General features: G+C 58.9%; 16 protein-coding genes. 9 read left to right on the top strand and 7 right to left on the bottom strand.

Features of this window, described 5'->3' with window-relative positions; genetic code table 11:
• Nucleotides 1-38: 38 nt before the first annotated feature.
• Both ABXH05_RS05115 and ABXH05_RS05110 read right to left on the bottom strand, forming a co-directional pair.
• Nucleotides 39-599 carry a D-glycero-alpha-D-manno-heptose-1,7-bisphosphate 7-phosphatase gene (locus ABXH05_RS05115; protein ID WP_353560063.1) on the bottom strand — a complete coding sequence of 187 codons (561 nt, stop codon included), beginning with the start codon at nt 597-599 and terminating at the stop codon, nt 39-41.
• A complete protein-coding gene (locus ABXH05_RS05110; protein WP_043949995.1) occupies nt 593-1,177 on the bottom strand; it encodes an SIS domain-containing protein in 585 nt (194 codons plus the stop codon). The genes ABXH05_RS05115 and ABXH05_RS05110 overlap by 7 nt, the downstream gene beginning before the upstream one ends.
• Before the next feature lie 251 nt (nt 1,178-1,428).
• Here ABXH05_RS05110 and ABXH05_RS05105 point away from each other — a divergent pair, with 251 nt between their 5' ends.
• From ABXH05_RS05105 to ABXH05_RS05085, 5 genes are read left to right on the top strand one after another with little or no spacing between them, the layout of a single operon-like run.
• On the top strand, nt 1,429-2,727 hold the full coding sequence (locus tag ABXH05_RS05105; protein WP_353560062.1) for an SGNH/GDSL hydrolase family protein: 1,299 nt from the start codon (nt 1,429-1,431) through the stop codon (nt 2,725-2,727).
• A gap of 60 nt (nt 2,728-2,787) precedes the next feature.
• On the top strand, nt 2,788-3,471 hold the full coding sequence (locus tag ABXH05_RS05100) for a class I SAM-dependent methyltransferase (RefSeq protein WP_353560061.1): 684 nt from the start codon (nt 2,788-2,790) through the stop codon (nt 3,469-3,471).
• On the top strand, nt 3,468-4,310 hold the full coding sequence (locus tag ABXH05_RS05095; protein WP_348136047.1) for a transketolase: 843 nt from the start codon (nt 3,468-3,470) through the stop codon (nt 4,308-4,310). The genes ABXH05_RS05100 and ABXH05_RS05095 overlap by 4 nt, the downstream gene beginning before the upstream one ends.
• Nucleotides 4,310-5,224 (top strand): transketolase family protein, encoded by a 915-nt coding sequence (locus ABXH05_RS05090; RefSeq protein WP_043949992.1) that lies wholly within the window; start codon nt 4,310-4,312, stop codon nt 5,222-5,224. The genes ABXH05_RS05095 and ABXH05_RS05090 overlap by 1 nt, the downstream gene beginning before the upstream one ends.
• A 24-nt stretch (nt 5,225-5,248) precedes the next feature.
• Entirely contained in the window at nt 5,249-6,121 is an 873-nt protein-coding gene (locus tag ABXH05_RS05085) for an NAD-dependent epimerase/dehydratase family protein (protein WP_353560060.1), read from the top strand.
• Between the two features lie 3 nt (nt 6,122-6,124).
• On the opposite strand, the gene ABXH05_RS05080 is transcribed toward ABXH05_RS05085, so the two are convergent.
• Entirely contained in the window at nt 6,125-7,258 is a 1,134-nt protein-coding gene (locus ABXH05_RS05080) for a glycosyltransferase (protein WP_353560059.1), read from the bottom strand.
• An 89-nt stretch (nt 7,259-7,347) separates the two neighbouring features.
• Here ABXH05_RS05080 and ABXH05_RS05075 point away from each other — a divergent pair, with 89 nt between their 5' ends.
• On the top strand, nt 7,348-8,427 hold the full coding sequence (locus ABXH05_RS05075; protein ID WP_353560058.1) for a glycosyltransferase: 1,080 nt from the start codon (nt 7,348-7,350) through the stop codon (nt 8,425-8,427).
• A gap of 9 nt (nt 8,428-8,436) precedes the next feature.
• Here the strand turns inward: ABXH05_RS05075 and ABXH05_RS05070 are convergent, their stop codons facing one another.
• Nucleotides 8,437-9,441, bottom strand: a complete 1,005-nt coding sequence (locus ABXH05_RS05070) for an NAD-dependent epimerase (RefSeq protein WP_353560057.1) — start codon at nt 9,439-9,441, stop codon at nt 8,437-8,439.
• 30 nt (nt 9,442-9,471) lie between these two features.
• On the bottom strand, nt 9,472-10,770 hold the full coding sequence (locus ABXH05_RS05065) for a nucleotide sugar dehydrogenase (protein WP_353560056.1): 1,299 nt from the start codon (nt 10,768-10,770) through the stop codon (nt 9,472-9,474).
• A gap of 198 nt (nt 10,771-10,968) precedes the next feature.
• Between ABXH05_RS05065 and ABXH05_RS05060 the strand changes: the two genes are divergently transcribed.
• Nucleotides 10,969-12,096 carry a DegT/DnrJ/EryC1/StrS family aminotransferase gene (locus tag ABXH05_RS05060; RefSeq protein ID WP_353560055.1) on the top strand — a complete coding sequence of 376 codons (1,128 nt, stop codon included), beginning with the start codon at nt 10,969-10,971 and terminating at the stop codon, nt 12,094-12,096.
• On the opposite strand, the gene ABXH05_RS05055 is transcribed toward ABXH05_RS05060, so the two are convergent.
• The gene (locus ABXH05_RS05055; protein ID WP_353560054.1) at nt 12,093-13,292 is read right to left on the bottom strand and encodes a glycosyltransferase family 4 protein; all 1,200 of its coding nucleotides are present in this window, start codon (nt 13,290-13,292) and stop codon (nt 12,093-12,095) included. The two genes, ABXH05_RS05060 and ABXH05_RS05055, sit on opposite strands and share 4 nt — an antisense overlap.
• Nucleotides 13,293-13,427: 135 nt before the next feature.
• On the opposite strand from ABXH05_RS05055, the gene rpmF reads away from it, so the two are divergent.
• The gene (gene rpmF / locus ABXH05_RS05050) at nt 13,428-13,613 is read left to right on the top strand and encodes a 50S ribosomal protein L32 (protein WP_043949986.1); all 186 of its coding nucleotides are present in this window, start codon (nt 13,428-13,430) and stop codon (nt 13,611-13,613) included.
• A 259-nt stretch (nt 13,614-13,872) separates the two neighbouring features.
• Nucleotides 13,873-14,265 carry a hypothetical protein gene (locus tag ABXH05_RS05045; RefSeq protein ID WP_353560053.1) on the top strand — a complete coding sequence of 131 codons (393 nt, stop codon included), beginning with the start codon at nt 13,873-13,875 and terminating at the stop codon, nt 14,263-14,265.
• Between the two features lie 15 nt (nt 14,266-14,280).
• Here ABXH05_RS05045 and ABXH05_RS05040 read toward each other — a convergent pair whose 3' ends face one another.
• A complete protein-coding gene (locus tag ABXH05_RS05040; RefSeq protein ID WP_353560052.1) occupies nt 14,281-15,132 on the bottom strand; it encodes an aminotransferase class IV in 852 nt (283 codons plus the stop codon).
• Between the last annotated feature and the right edge of the window lie 8 nt (nt 15,133-15,140).

The raw sequence follows: 15,140 nt of genomic DNA, 5'->3' as shown, positions 1-15,140 counted from the left end.
AGCACAATTTCAAGTTTCAACGGTGCGATAGCTGAAAATCAGTCGGCGCGCCCGGAAATAATAATGTCTGCCGCCTCGCTCAGCCCCGAAACTGTAAAGTCCGGAGTGAAAGTGAGGTCTTCGTGATAGCCATAGTCCACAAAGAAGGTGGTGCAGCCTGCCGCCTGTCCAGCGCCAACATCACGCCACCTGTCTCCGACCATAAAGCTTTGTTTTAATTCGACTTTCCAGTCTTTTGCCGCTTCGGTCAGGAGGCCAGGTTTTGGCTTGTAGCATGGGCAATCAGGCCCTTCAACGCAAAAGCAGGCACGGATATCATCCAGTGCCAGTGTTTCGCGCATCATGTCGTGAATAGCATCTACAACCGACTGCAACTGTTTCCCTGTGGTCACATCAGGCTGGTTGGTGGCGATGATGGTAAGATAGCCGGCTGCCTTCAGACGCTCTAGCGCGTCTTTGACGCCGGGCAGGATGACAACATCCTCAAGTGTTGCGGGCGGATAGGGCTTGCCGTTGCGGACGACGGACTCATTGATAATGCCGTCCCGATCAAGGAAAACGGCCCGCTTGAGGTCAGAACCGGCCGGTCCTGCTACCACTTGGTTGATTTTACCTGCAAAGCTGGGTGCGACACGAGGCAATGCCAGACAACGGCCTGGAAAGCTTCTGAGTGCGGGGTCACCAGATCAGGATCAGGATTTGGAACAACCACCACGATGTCGCCGTGCTTGGCGGTGTGGCCGGTGTCCTTGCCCACCACACCGAAGATCTTCATGCCAAGTTCCTTGGCCAGATCGACAGCTTTGACGATGTTCGGGCTGATGTTCTTCTCTTTGTTCCCGCCGCCAACTGAGAATACAAGAATCGCGTCTTTCTCATTGGCGCGGCTGACTTTCATCCACGCGTCGAAGATCGTGTCCCAGCCTTCGTCGTTTGCACGGGCTGTAAGCTCGGACACATTGTCGACCGGCGCATAGGCTTCGACATTGCAGAGCTTGCGGAAGTCATTGACGGCATGACTGCAATTGCCGGCACTGCCGCCAACACCCAGAATAAAGAGGCGGCCGCCGCGTTCACGCAGGTCTGCAAGCTCCTGGGCCATCCGATCCACATCAGCTGCGGGGAGGCCTAGGGCGATGTCTGCGGCCAGCTTAAAAAAGTTCTCTGCGTGGCTCATTTGCTTGCGCCTCTGCTCTTCATTTCGTAAGACCCGCTCATGTACCCGGCACATCGCGGCAATGCAATGCAGCAATGGCCGTCGGGCCAATAAAATCAGCTATTTGGGGTCGGGGGACGCCGGTGAAGGCCATCGCTGAAGCGTTTGAACGAGCGCGATCGCAAATTTCCGCTCAATGGCAGAGAATCGATTGGCAATTGCCCACGCTGGCCCTTGTGGCAGTCGGCCTCTTTGCTATTGCGCTTCTCCTCATGGCTTCGGCCTTTCTGGCAAAGCCGCTGGGGCTAGGGCTGACAGAGGCCTTCTACCTTTACCTCGCATTTGGCTGGTCACGGACTGCCACCGTTATTTTGATGCTTTTTGCGATCCTGTTTGCCGGATTGCTGGCGGTTGTGGCCTATGTCGGACTGCCGGACCGCGACTCGGCCCGTTGGAAAACCTTCAAGGTCTTTCTTGGAAATTCTGGTGTCGTACTCGCGTCAGTGCTGGTTGGGCTCATCTTCCTCGAAGTGGTTGTGCGGGTGATGGACGGGATCGATTTCTGGCCGCTCAGAAACATCACTGCTGAGCGTCAGGCCCTGCTGCGGACTCAGACGGCGAATGTCTATCATCCTGATTTGGGCTGGGTACTTGCGCCCAACATGCCGGGCAATCCCGCCAACCCGGAGGGCGTTTCCGTCACTACCGGCGTTCACGGCGTGCGGATGAACGATTTTGAAATGAAGTCGGTACTGCCCAAAGGCGGCATCCTTGCTACTGGCGACTCGTTTACTGCCGGCTCTGAAGTCGGCAACAAATATACGTGGCCAGCGCGACTGGAACAGATGATCGACGTTCCGGTGGTCAATGGCGGCGTCGGTGGGTGGGCGACAGATCAGATTGTACGCCGGGTCTATGACCTGTTGCCGGTTGTTGAGCCGCACACTGTGGTCGTGTCGTTCTTTCAGGATGACATCCTGCGCAGCGGGTATCGGACCTATGCAGGGTCAAACAAGCCATGGTTCACCGTCGAGGATGGCGCGTTGGTTCGCCATTATGATCCCGTGCCCCTGTTTACAGGGAAGGCTGAGGAAGTGGGGGGACTAAGCGTCCTTGGCTATTCCTATCTGGTGACCTTTGTTGCAGAGCGTACCGGTTTTGGCGGCTACTGGGCGCGATCGCAGACCAGCTATGTATCGGCGGGCAATGACCCTGTCGCTGTGAGCTGCAAGCTGCTTGAAAAACTGCAGACTGACCTTGATGCTGCGGACGTGCGTTTGCTGTTTGTCATGCAGTTCGGCGGGCGTGCAGCCATTGATATTGTCGAACGTCAGCCGCACGCCGCTGACGTGCTCGACTGCGCGCGAGAGGCGGGCATAGACACTTTGGATATGTGGCAGCCGCAGAAGGATATTGGTCTGCGCGATATGGATGCCTACCGTGGCTTGTTCGTAATGCATGACGAAGGCCGCATTTTTGGTCACATGTCGAATGCAGGCAATGAACTGGTGGCAAAGCATATTGCGGTGCGGCTCACCCAGGACGCCGACTTGAATGCCCCGCAGCCATAAGATATTGCACCTGCTGAACGAACCTGACTGCTGACACCCACTACCGGAACCGGAAACCTCATGGCTGAAGTCAATCTACTGAGCGCCTTTCCGCGCAAGAAGCGCAACATTGAAAAGCGCGCGTCCTCAAAGACGGATGAGCTGATCGCCCTGTCGCGTGAATATGGCGAAGAGTATTTTGATGGACCGCGTGAAGTCGGCTATGGCGGCTACCGCTATGATGGCCGCTGGGTCCCCATTGCCAAGGACATGATTGCGCACTGGGACCTGAAGCCGGGCGACCGGGTGCTGGACCTTGGGTGTGCCAAGGGGTTTCTGGTCAAGGATTTCATGATTGCCGAGCCGGGCATTCAGGCTTTCGGCTCTGACATCTCAGGTTACGCGATGATGAATTGCGAACCGGAAGTCGTAGGCCGTCTGCATCAGCATGACCTCAATGACCCGCTGCTGTTTCCAGACGACAGCTTTGACGCTGTGATCTGCCTCAACACGCTGCATAACCTGAAGCGGCCGCAGCTCATCAACGCCCTGTCTGAAATCCAGCGCGTGGCGCGGGACAACAAGGCGTATGTGCAGGTGGATAGCTACCGCACGCCGGAAGAAAAAGAGATTTTCGAGGACTGGGTTCTCACCGCTTATACCTACGGGTATCCCGATGAGTGGAAAGCCATCTTCGATGAAGCCGGATACAAGGGCGACTATTACTGGACGCTGATCCTTGGAGAGGACACGGAAACCGAATGACCGCAACTGAACAAAACGCGTTCGATGTGGCTGCCGCGAAGGATCGCTGCAAGCGTCACCGCAAACGCATCCTGGACATGACGCAGTATGTGACGGCGCTCCATGTAGGCGGCGCTTTCTCGTCTACCGAGATCGTGGATTGCATCTACTACAATCTGATGCGGCCAGGCCCCAACGGCAATCCTGTGGGGGATGAGGCTCCGGACACCTTCCTGATGTCCAAGGGGCACGGCTACATGATTCAGGTCATGCTGCTCGTTGATCTTGGCATCCTCACTGAGGAGCATCTGCGGGGCTATTGCACACCGCACGGTATCCTCGGGGTGCATCCTGACTACGGCAACCCGGGTATCGAAGCCTCAACCGGCTCGCTGGGCCATGGCATGGGCATGGCGCTGGGAATGGCGTATGCAGAGAAAACCCGCGGCACCAATGGCACGATCTACACGGTGATGTCTGACGGTGAAGTGCAGGAAGGTTCCACCTGGGAGGCAACGCTGATGGCGTCGTCGCTTGGTGTGTCGAACCTCGTGGCTTTCATCGACAACAACAACATGCAGAGCGCGACGTTCACCACGGACACGCATCCAAGCTTCTATCCGGTTGTTGAAAAGTACGAAGCGTTTGGCTGGGAAGCTGTTGAAGTTGACGGCCATGACAGCGAAGCGATCTTCAATGCTGTGCAGAACCGCTCAGGTGACAAGCCGTTGCTGGTGAACTGCAAAACAACCAAGGGCAAAGGCGTGTCCTACATGGAGAGCGTGCCCATGTGGCATTACCGCTCGCCTGATCCTGAAGAATACAAGCAGGCGATCCGCGAGATCGACGAGGCCAACTAATGCGCAATATGTTCTCACAGACACTCTTTGAGTGCGCCAGCGAAAACCCTGACATCTACATCGTGGTGGCAGACATTTCGCCTGCCGGCCCAATGATGGATTTCCAGACCAACCATCCAGACCGCTTCATCAATGTAGGCGTGGCCGAACAGACGATGATCGGCATGTGTGCCGGTCTGGCGCTCAAGGGCTGCCAGCCATTTGCCTACACCATTGCGACGTTCACGCTCTATCGCCCGTTTGAAATGGTGCGTGATGATCTGGGCTACCAGAACCTGCCGGTGACGATTGTGGGCATGGGCGCAGGCGTTATCTATTCAACGCTTGGCGGCACGCATCACACGATGGAAGACGTTGCGGTGGCGAGTGCCATTCCCAACATGCGTGTGCTCGCACCATGCGACCCGGCTGAACTTGTGGAAGCGACACGCTATTGCGCTTACCAGAAGGAAGGCCCTGTCTATCTGCGTATTGGCAAGGCGGGCGAGCCCACCTTTACCGATACAGCCGTGGACAAGTTCGAGTTCGGCAAGATCCGCTACATCCAGAAGGGCACGGATGTCTGCATCCTTGCCTATGGCACGATCATGGCCAAAGCCATGGAAGTGGCCAAGGAACTGGAAGCCAAGGGCAAGTCTGTGTCTGTTGTTTCCGCACACACGATCAAGCCGCTGGACCGTCCGGGCATTGAAGCCGCACTCAACGGCCACGATCAGGTCATCGTGGTTGAAGACCATGTGCCGGAGGGGGGTCTGTCCTCCCGTGTGAAGCAGATTGCCTGGGACGTTCAGGCCAAGTGCAAGCTGCACACCTTCACGCTCAAGGATGAGTTCATTCACAACTATGGCAGCCAGGACGACCTTCTGGCCGCGCACGGCATCTCGGTACCGCTCATTCTTGAGCAGGTTGCCTAGGGCCCCTTCGCGAAAGGCCGCATCATGAAGGTGCTGGTCACCGGAGCAGGTGGGTTTGCCGGCGGCTATGCCGCCCGGCGGCTTGCTGCTCTGGGTGTGGAGGTTGTGGCACTCACCCGGTCCAGTCCGGTGACGCCGCCGGATGATGCGGATGCGGCAGCCCGTTTTTCAGTTGTGCATGCAGACCTTGCTGCAGGTGAAGACCTGCCTGCGGTAGATGCGGTTGTGCATGCAGCTGCGACGTCGATCTGGGACGGGATCACCGTTGATCAGATGCTCGGCGACAATGTGGCTGCGACGCAGGCCCTGGTCCGGCATGCGCTGGCCTGTGAGGCCAAGGCATTCGTTTTCTTCTCATCCTTTTCCGCCTTCGGCGACGTTGCCGATGATGTGGTCAGCGATGCGACACCATCGGTCAATCCGGATGCCTATGGGTTGACCAAGCTGCTGGGTGAGCGGCTCCTGGAAGATGTGAAGGATCAACTTCCTTCCCTGTCGATCCGCCTGCCGGCGGTTATCGGCCCGGGCTCCAAACGGAACTGGCTTTCTGAATGTGTGCGAAAGCTTAAGGCCGGGTTGCCATTGAGTTATGTGAACCCCGATGTGCGGTTCAACAATGCCTGCCACATTGAAGACCTGACCCAGATGATCTTTGGCTGGCTGTCGGGCGAGCGTACCGGCGCCCATATGACTGCCGTTGGTGCCGGGGGCGATATGGTTGTGCGTGATGTGGTGACGCGGCTTGCGCAAGGGCTGGATACGACATCTGAGATCAGTGTCGGCGACCGAAAGCTGCGGACGTTCCTCATCGACAGTGCGCGGGCACAGGACGAGTATGGCTACACGCCCATGAGCGTGAGCGACATGCTCGACAGGTTTATTTCAGAGAACCGGTAGTAGCTACTTTTCGAGAGCGCGTTCAAGTGCGGCCTCGGTGTCCGCTATCAGTTTGGATACGGACAGTTCCTCTTCTATGCGTGTGCGGGCGCGATGGCGCAGGTCAGGCTCTGACCTCACGCGATGCAACAGATGCCCAATCGCAGTGGAAAGCGCCTGGGCGTCACCGGGCGGTGCTGTTTCGCCAGTGTCTCCAACGACGAACGGACCATCGCCAAGCTCAGTAACGACGCAGGGTGTCCCACAGGCCATGGCTTCGGCGGGAGCATTGGGTGTGCCTTCGCCATAGAGCGAAGACAAAACAGCAATGTCGCTGGCGCTGTAGACGGCTTGTGTGTCCGTGACGTTTCCAAGGAAGTGCACACGGTCTGTGATGCCAAGGGATGCGGCCTGTTCTTCAAGGCCCGTTCGCAGGGTGTCTGGCCCGCCACCGGCAATGATCAGGTGTGTGTGTTTGTCCTCAAGGATGGAGAAAGCCTCAAGCAGCACGCCATGTCCTTTCACGGGATCAAGGCGGGCCACTATTGAGATGACGGGCGCGACGGCGGGGATGCCGAGACTGTTGCGCAAGGCTGTGCCGGCCTGTTCGTTGCGGCTGAATTTTTCGGTGTTGATGCCATTGCGGATGGCAATGCCATTTGATGTGCTCAGACCCTGGCTCTGGGCGAATGCCAGGCCGGTCTGTGAATTGGCAATGATCAGGTCCGCTGATCGCGACAGGCGCGTTTCGAGGCGGAACAGCAGCTTTTGCAACGCATCCTGATGGCCGTCGCGCATGTCTGACGTGCGAATGCCCCAGATGAGCTTGTGAGGCTTCGCAAAAAGCCGAAGCGCTGCGGCCAGAAGATTGGCGCTGTCCATGTAGCTGTGAACGGCCTGCGGGCGGATGCGCCGGATGAGTGAAAGGTAGGTGAGCAGAGGGCCAATGAGGTGCCAGCGGCTTGTTTTACCCAAGTCGTGCCGGGCAATCCTGGGGGAAAGGGTGCCTTCAAGATCGCCGCCGGGATAGTAGGTGACCACGCTGATGGCCCAGCCAGTGTCGGCCAGCCCGTTTGCCAGAGCGACAAGCTGGCGCTCCGCACCGCCGGTTTCCAGGCTGCGGATCAGGAACATCAAATTGGGCTTGTTTGCACTCACGTCGTCAGGGTCCGATTGCGGTGCGCCGTTGCGCGCAGGATTTCTTAGGGGTAAGCACCTAGAGGCTCAAGGGAAACGATAGAGATTTCATGTCCAGTCGCCGCGTCCTGCACGTCATAACATCACTGGACCGTGGCGGCACGGAAGGGTTTCTGGCCGGGCTGGCGCCAAAACTGCGCGCGCGCGGCATCGAGCAGGAAATTGCCGTAATGGTGGATGGGGGCGATCACGCCACCACCCTGCGTGACGCGGGCTTTGTGGTGCATGAGCTTGGCATGTCGCGCGGTGTACCTGATCCGCGTGGATTGCTGCGGCTGGCGCGCTGCATGAAAGCGTTCAACCCGGATGTGGTTCAGGGCTGGCTGTACCACGCGAACCTTGTGGCGGCGCTTGTGGCCGCGGTCTCAGCACCACGTGCAAAGCTCATCTGGAATATTCGATCTGTTGAAATGGACCCGGCAGATTATGGCTGGAGCCTGCGTCTTGTGGTGAAACTGGGTGCCTGGCTGTCCCGTAGGCCGGGTGCTGTGGTCTTCAACAGTGATGCGGGCCGTGAGGCTCATCAGAAACTGGGCTTTTCACCTGAGAAGCTACAGGTCATTCAGAACGGAATTGATACACAGCGGTTTCGTCCCCTGCCTGACAGGCGCGACTCAATGCGGGCGTCTCTTGGGTTGGGTGAACATGCAATTGCCGCCGCTGTCATTGCGCGCAACGATCCGGCCAAGGATCTGCCGGGGACCATTGCGGCGCTGGATCATGCGGGTGGTGTCACTGGCGTGTTCGTTGGAACGGACACGGAAAAGCTGGATGCGGGGCAGCATGTGGTGCTGGGCATGCGCCGCGATGTGCCGGAGATTTTGTCCGCCTGTGACATGGTCGTTCTGGGGTCCAAGAGCGAAGGATTTCCCAATGCCGTGGCTGAAGGCATGGCAGCGGGGCTGCCTGCTGTTGCCACGGATGTGGGTGATGTATCGCTGATTGTGGATGAGTACGGCCGCGTGGTACCTGCGGAAGACTCAATGGCTCTGAGTGCCGCCATCGCTACGATGGCGCAGCTGACACCGGGCGAGCGCGCGGCCGTGGGCGCCCGTGCGCGCGACCACATTGAGCGATCATTTTCGATGGACGTGTGCGTTGACCGGTTTGCTGCTTTGTATGAGCGCTAGGCCGTTGTTCTAGTTGTAGAACGTGCGGTACCAGTCGATGAAGTTGCCAATGCCCTCGTCAATCGAGGTGCGCGGCTCAAAGCCTGTGTCACGGCGCAGGGGCTCGATGTCTGCATAGGTGGCGGGAACGTCGCCGGGCTGGAGGGGCAGGAAGTTCTTTTTGGCTTCAAGACCCAGATGCTTTTCGATTGTTTCGATGAACGTCATCAGCTCAACAGGCTTGTTGTTGCCGATATTGTAGACCCGATAGGGCGCATGGCTGGCGGCTGGATCACCTGAAAGCGGGTCGTAGTCCGGGTTTGCGGTCGGTGTGTTGTCGGCCACGCGGATGACACCATCCACAATGTCATCGATATAGGTGAAGTCTCGGCGGTGCTTGCCGTGGTTGAACACGTCAATCGGCTCGCCTGCAATGATCTTGCGGGTGAACAGGAACAGCGACATGTCCGGCCGTCCCCAGGGGCCATAGACCGTGAAGAACCGCAGGCCAGTCGTGGGCAGGTCATAGAGGTGCGAATAGGTGTGCGCCACCAGCTCGTTGGCCTTCTTGGTGGCGGCATAGAGGCTTACCGGATGATCCACACTGTCTGCCGTTGCGAACGGCATCTTTTCGTTTGATCCGTAAACGGAGCTTGAGGACGCGTAGACGAAATGTTCGACCTTTGCTTCCTTGGCCAGGTCAATCATGTGCTGGAAGCCAACGATGTTGGCCTGAATATAGGCGTCCGGATTTTCGATTGAGTAGCGCACACCTGCCTGGGCGGCGAGGTGGATGACCTTCTTGATGTTGTGCTGCTCGAAAATCTTTGTGAGGGCCGGTTTGTCTTCCAAAGAGGCCTTGTGGAACGTAAAGCCGTCACGCGAGGTGAGGCGTTCCAGCCGGGCTTCTTTCAGGCGCACGTCATAATAGTCGTTGAGGTTATCCAGACCGACCACGGTTTCGCCCCGGTCGAGGAGCACATGGGCTGCGTGAGAACCGATGAAGCCGGCAGCGCCGGTGACGAGCCAAGTCATGATGTGTCCTGTCTGGAGTGGTCGTTGCGTTTAAAGCCGGGTATCGGTGTCGGTTGCGTCAAAGGCCCATTTAAGATCAGCGAGAATGCCTGTGGGCTTGAGGAACTCTTTCACACCCTTGGCCCCCATCTTTTCAAAAGCATCGTGGGCGACCGCAAGAACGGCAGCGTCATAGGCGCCTTTTTCAGGGGTCTCAACCAGATCAAGGCCCAGTTCCTTGCGGGCCTCTTCAGCGTCGACCCAGGGATCATGCACATCCACGGTTACGCCGCGGGCCTGCAGGTAGGAAATGGTGCGGGCCACAAGGGTGTTGCGAATGTCCGGGCAATTTTCCTTGAAGGTCACGCCCAGCATCAGCACCCGTGAACTGGCAGGGGCCGTGCCTTTGGAAATCATCGCGTCGAGCACCAGCTGGCCTGCATGGTCACCCATGCCATCATTGATACGGCGGCCAGCCAGAATCATTTCGGAGTGATGGCCCACTTCCTGTGCCTTGTGGGTCAGGTAGTAAGGGTCAACGCCAATACAGTGGCCGCCGACAAGTCCGGGACGGAACGGCAGGAAGTTCCATTTCGTTCCCGCAGCCTTGAGCACTTCTTCGGTGTCGATGCCAAGGCGGGAGAACAGAACAGCGAGTTCGTTGACGAGGGCAATGTTGACGTCGCGCTGGGTGTTTTCAATCACCTTGGCGGCTTCTGCCACGCGAATGGACGAGGCCTTGAACGTGCCTGCCGTGATGATGCTGCTGTAGAGCGCGTCAATCAGATCAGCTGCCTGCGGCGTCGAGCCGGACGTGACTTTTTGAATATCGGCCAGCCGATGTTTCTTGTCGCCGGGATTGATGCGCTCGGGACTGTAGCCGCAATAGAAGTCTTCGTTGAATTTGAGGCCGGACACTTTCTCGAGCACGGGCACGCAGTGCTCTTCCGTGGCGCCAGGAAAAACTGTTGATTCATAAACAACGATGTCGCCGCGCTTGAGAACCTTGCCGACAGTCTCGCTGGCCCGTTCAAGGTAGGACAGGTCCGGGCGCTTGAAGGCGTCGATGGGCGTCGGCACGGTGACAATGAAGAAGTTTGCGGTCGCCAGATCATCCGGGTTGGAGGCAAAAGTCAGCTGGGATGCTGCGGCCAATTCTTCAGGCTCGACTTCGCGGGTCTCGTCATGGCCTGCGGTCAGGTCGGCGACACGTTTTGGATTGACGTCGAAGGCGATCGTCGGGCGAGCATGGCCAAAGGCGACCGCGACCGGCAGGCCGACATAGCCTATGCCGATGACGGCAGGGCGAAGGCCTGAGATATCTGCGGGAAGCTCGGCTGGTTTCGCCATCTCGGCGTCCTTCTGGAATTGGTCCCGTTTGCGGGAGTATCTATCCGCTGTCTTTGCAAGGGCCGCCGGAAAAAAGCAAGTCCACAGCGGGATTGATGGTGAATTTGAGCCCTGGCCATCGCACAGGTTGCGGGCGAGGCTTGGGACCGCTAAGTGCTGGCCTTGTGTATTGCATGGACCCAATTGTGAGCATCCCAAATGAGCGATCCGATAGCCTTTATTGATCTTGCCGCCCAGCAGGCCCGTATCCGCGACAAGGTAGATGTCGCGATTGCGAAGGTTCTGGACCATGGGATGTACATCAACGGGCCGGAAATCCTCGAACTTGAGGCGCAGCTGGGCACATTCAGCGGGTCAGAGCATGTGATTGGCTGTGCCAGCGGCACGGATGCTCTGGGACTGGTGCTGATGGCGCGGGGGCTGCGGCCGGGAGACGCCGTCTTTGTGCCAGCCTTTACCTTTATCGCGACAGGTGAAGCTGTGGCCTGGCTGGGTGCAACGCCGGTGTTTGTGGATGTGGACCCCAGGACCTTCAATATGGACCCGCGCCATCTTGAGGCTTCCATCGCCTCGGCCAAGGAACAGGGCTTGAAGCCTGCCTGCGTGATTGCGGTGGATCTGTTTGGTCAGCCTGCAGACTACCCGGCCCTGAAGGACATCTGTGACGCAGAAGGCCTTTTCCTGCTGGCGGATGCGGCTCAGAGCTATGGCGGTGCGCTGGCCGACAACCGGGTCGGGTCTTTGGGGGATGCGGCGACGACCAGCTTCTTCCCGGCCAAGCCGCTTGGCTGCTATGGCGATGGCGGCGCGATCTTTACGGATGATGCCGACATGGCGGATCACATTCGGTCGCTGCGCAACCATGGGGCCGGCGCCGACCGCTACGACAATGTGCGCATCGGCATGAATGGCCGCCTTGATACGATCCAGGCGGCGATCCTGATTGAGAAACTGGTGATCTTTGAAGAAGAGCTTGTATCACGGCAACGGATTGCCGAGAGGTACAATGCAGCGCTCGAAGGCGTCGCCACGGTCCCCTTTGTGGGCAATGCGGCGAAGTCTGCCTGGGCGCAGTATACGCTTCGGGTTGCGGACCGTGATGCGGTGCGGGCGCGATGCCAGGACGCGGGCATTCCCACCCAGGTCTATTACCCGATCCCGCTGCACAGGCAGACGGCTTACAAGCACTACCCGACAGGCCCGGGTGGATTGCCCGTATGTGATGCGCTGGCAGCGGACGTTCTGAGCCTGCCCATGCATCCCTATCTGGATGAGGCGACGCAGGACCGGATCATCGAGGGTGTGCGGTCGGCGATTGCCGGTTAGGCGCGCGCGCCAAGCAGAGCATATGTCTCCAGAACAGCGGCGGCGATGGCCTCGTTGGAATGCCCTTTGGATATGAAGCTGCGACCAGCGGCACCCATTTTCTGACGCAAGGCTGCATCGGTGATGAGGCGTCTTAGGGCGTCCGCCAGCCCCGTTGCATCGCGCACGGGAGCCAGCAGACCGGTTTCTTCGGCGATGATGGCGTCCCGGCAGCCGGGCACGTCGGTGGTGACACAGGGCAGGCCGCAGGCAGCCGCTTCCAGCAACGCCTTAGGCAGGCCTTCGCGATAGGATGGCAAACAGGCAACGTGGCTGTCGCGGTAGAGCGCGGCCATATCCGGCACCTGACCCAGCCAGGACACTGACCCCTCTGCCTGCCAGCTTTTCAGCTCAGTCTCCGAGATGGCGGACCGGTTGGCCGGATCAAGCCCCCCTGCCAGCACGAATCGTGCATTTAGCCCTTCGCCCGTGAGTTGCCGGGCGGCGTCCACAAACTCGCGCACGCCCTTGTCGGCCAGCATGCGAGCGGCCAGTACAATCTGCACGGGTGGCGGTGCAGGCGTTTGGGTGGGTGAAAACTGCTCAAGGTCCACACCGGAGCCGGGAATGAGGCGGGTGCGCGTTACCGGAACACCAAAGCGGGTGGTGACGAGGGTCTGATCGTCCGGGTTCTGGACGATTGCCATTTGCCTTTTGCTGCCAAGGGCCAGCCGCAGGGCTGTTGTCAGCGCAATCCGAATGGCCTGTTCTTTGGAGCCTTGGCCCAAAAAGAAAGAGCCCACGCCTGTCACGGACATGACCGTGGCCTGCCGCTGCCAGCGGGAGACGAGAGCTGCATAGAGGGCCGGTTTCAGAGTGAAGGCATGAACAATGTCTGGCTTCAGCGCGCTGACCAGCCGGTTAAGGCTCGCCAGGGTTTCCAGTTCACGGGCCGGGGACGCAAAGCTTCTCGCGAGGGGCCAAGGGTGGAAGGTGAAGCCGTTTGTGTCCATTTCCCGGGCCTGATCGGCCTCGTTGATGGCCACATGCACGTCCCAGCCCTGGCTCTGAGCGGCCTTTGCAATGGGCAGACGGTGGTTGAAGAATGAGTCCAGCTGATTTGCCGCGAGCAGCAGGCGGGGGCCGGACGGGGCAGGGGTGGCGATATCAGCGGCCAAATGCGCTGAATCCCCCTTTGCACTGACCCGCGTCTTCATGTATACCCTCGCAACTTGAACTGGCCCGGCGCTGAAAAGCGGCTCGGGCCTCGCACTTTTTCTAAGAACTGGCGCGCGGCCTTACCTTTACTGGGGGCGGGCATTCGCGACAACACAAGACTGAGGCAGATACCCATGGCGGTTCCCAAAAGTAGAGTAACAAAGGCTCGTCGCGGCTGGCGTCGGAGCCATCACGCCCTTGGGCAGCCGGCTTATGTGGAAAACCCGGATTCCGGTGAACTTCACCGTCCGCACCACATTGACCTGAAGAGCGGCATGTATCGCGGCCGTCAGGTTCTGGAACCAAAAGACGACGCATAAGCGGCGTTTCTTTAGGCTTTCAGCCAAAAATGACAAGTTCAAGGGGTCCCTCGGGGCCCCTTTTCTTGTTTTGTTCTCGTGTTTTTGAGTTGCGCAAGTGAGGCGTACGCGTCACGGCTGTGCCGTATTTTAACTGTACCTCTTTGAACCACGCGAGGGATTGAGGTGGCCTATGGTACGTATTTCCAGGGGCCACTTATAACACGGGCGACGTACCCTTTTGGCTGCGCCCATCTAACGGATCCGGGGGAAGACCCACATGTTTGCTATTATTCCACTGCTGCTGCTTTTGCTGATCGCCTACAACGTGGTGGTTTTCATCACCGGGCCTGATCTGGCCACGCAGCTTTTCTCACTCGACATGGTTTCAGGCGCGGTCTGGACGTTCACCGTTTCCGACCTGTTCCTTGTTGTTGGTCTGGTGCTGTTGTTCATTGAGATTGTGCGCGCCACCGGCACGGCGCAGTCCTCGATCATCAATCACGGCCTGTCGATGCTTGTCTTCGTGCTGTGCCTGATCGAGTTCATCATTGTACCTGAAGCAGCAACATCGACGTTCTTCTTTATTACTGCTCTGGCGCTGCTGGATGTGGTGGCCGGGTTCTCGGTGACCATAACAACCGCGCGACGGGACTTTGCGGTCGGCGAATAACCGCCACGCACGTTCCTAGACGACATCACTTGCCCAGGCCTCATGGAGTGCCTGGGCAAGTTTTTTTGTGGTCGGGCCTGCTGGAAGTGTGGTGCCCTCGAGTGTGGTCACAGGGCATATGCCCCACAGGCTGTTGGTCAGGAATATCTCGTCTGCAGCCTTGAGGGCTTCGACGCTGATGCCAGCCTCGACAACATTCAGGTTCGCGTCGCGTGCAAGTGCCAGCGTGTCATTGCGGGTGATGCCTGCGCGGATCGACCCGTCGTCGGGCGGTGTTGTGACTGACCCCTCCTTCACAACAAAAACATTGCCGATGGTGGCGCAGGCGATGCCGCCGTCAGCGGATCGCATGAGCGCTTCGTCGGCGCCTGCGGCGTCCGCTTCCATGCGGGCCATCACGTTGTCGGTGTAGTTCAGTGTCTTAAGGGGGCTTGCGGGGCTGGTGGCCAGCTTGCTGACGCTGCTGACCATGACTGACAGACCTGCGGGTGGGGCAGGTGCGGCGGCAGCTGTGATCATCAGGGTCGGCGATGGGTCTTGCGGCAACGCTACCCCTCGCCCAGCGGGGCCGCGGGTGAGCGTCATGCGCAGGCTTGCGCGATCATTGTTGGCAAGGCCGTTTGCCTCGAGGGTTTCGCGGGCAGCTGCGCGCAGCGTGCGGCTCTCAAAGGGTGGCTTGATCTGCATGACCGCTGCCCCTTCGAGCAGGCGCGTGATGTGTCGGTCCAGGCGGATGATGCGGCCTTCCCGGGCGAGCAGGGTTTCAAACAGGCCGTCAGCCAGAAGCAGGCCGCGATCAGATGGCGCAATGGCAGCTTCGTCTGCCGGGACGAGGGCTCCGTTCAGCCAGATACGGGGCATCGACATGGGTGCGT

Source organism: Pyruvatibacter sp. HU-CL02332 (genome assembly GCF_040362765.1).
Lineage (GTDB): Bacteria > Pseudomonadota > Alphaproteobacteria > CGMCC-115125 > CGMCC-115125 > Pyruvatibacter.
Note: the sequence above shows the minus strand (reverse complement) of the source record. Positions and strands in the feature narration are given on the sequence as shown.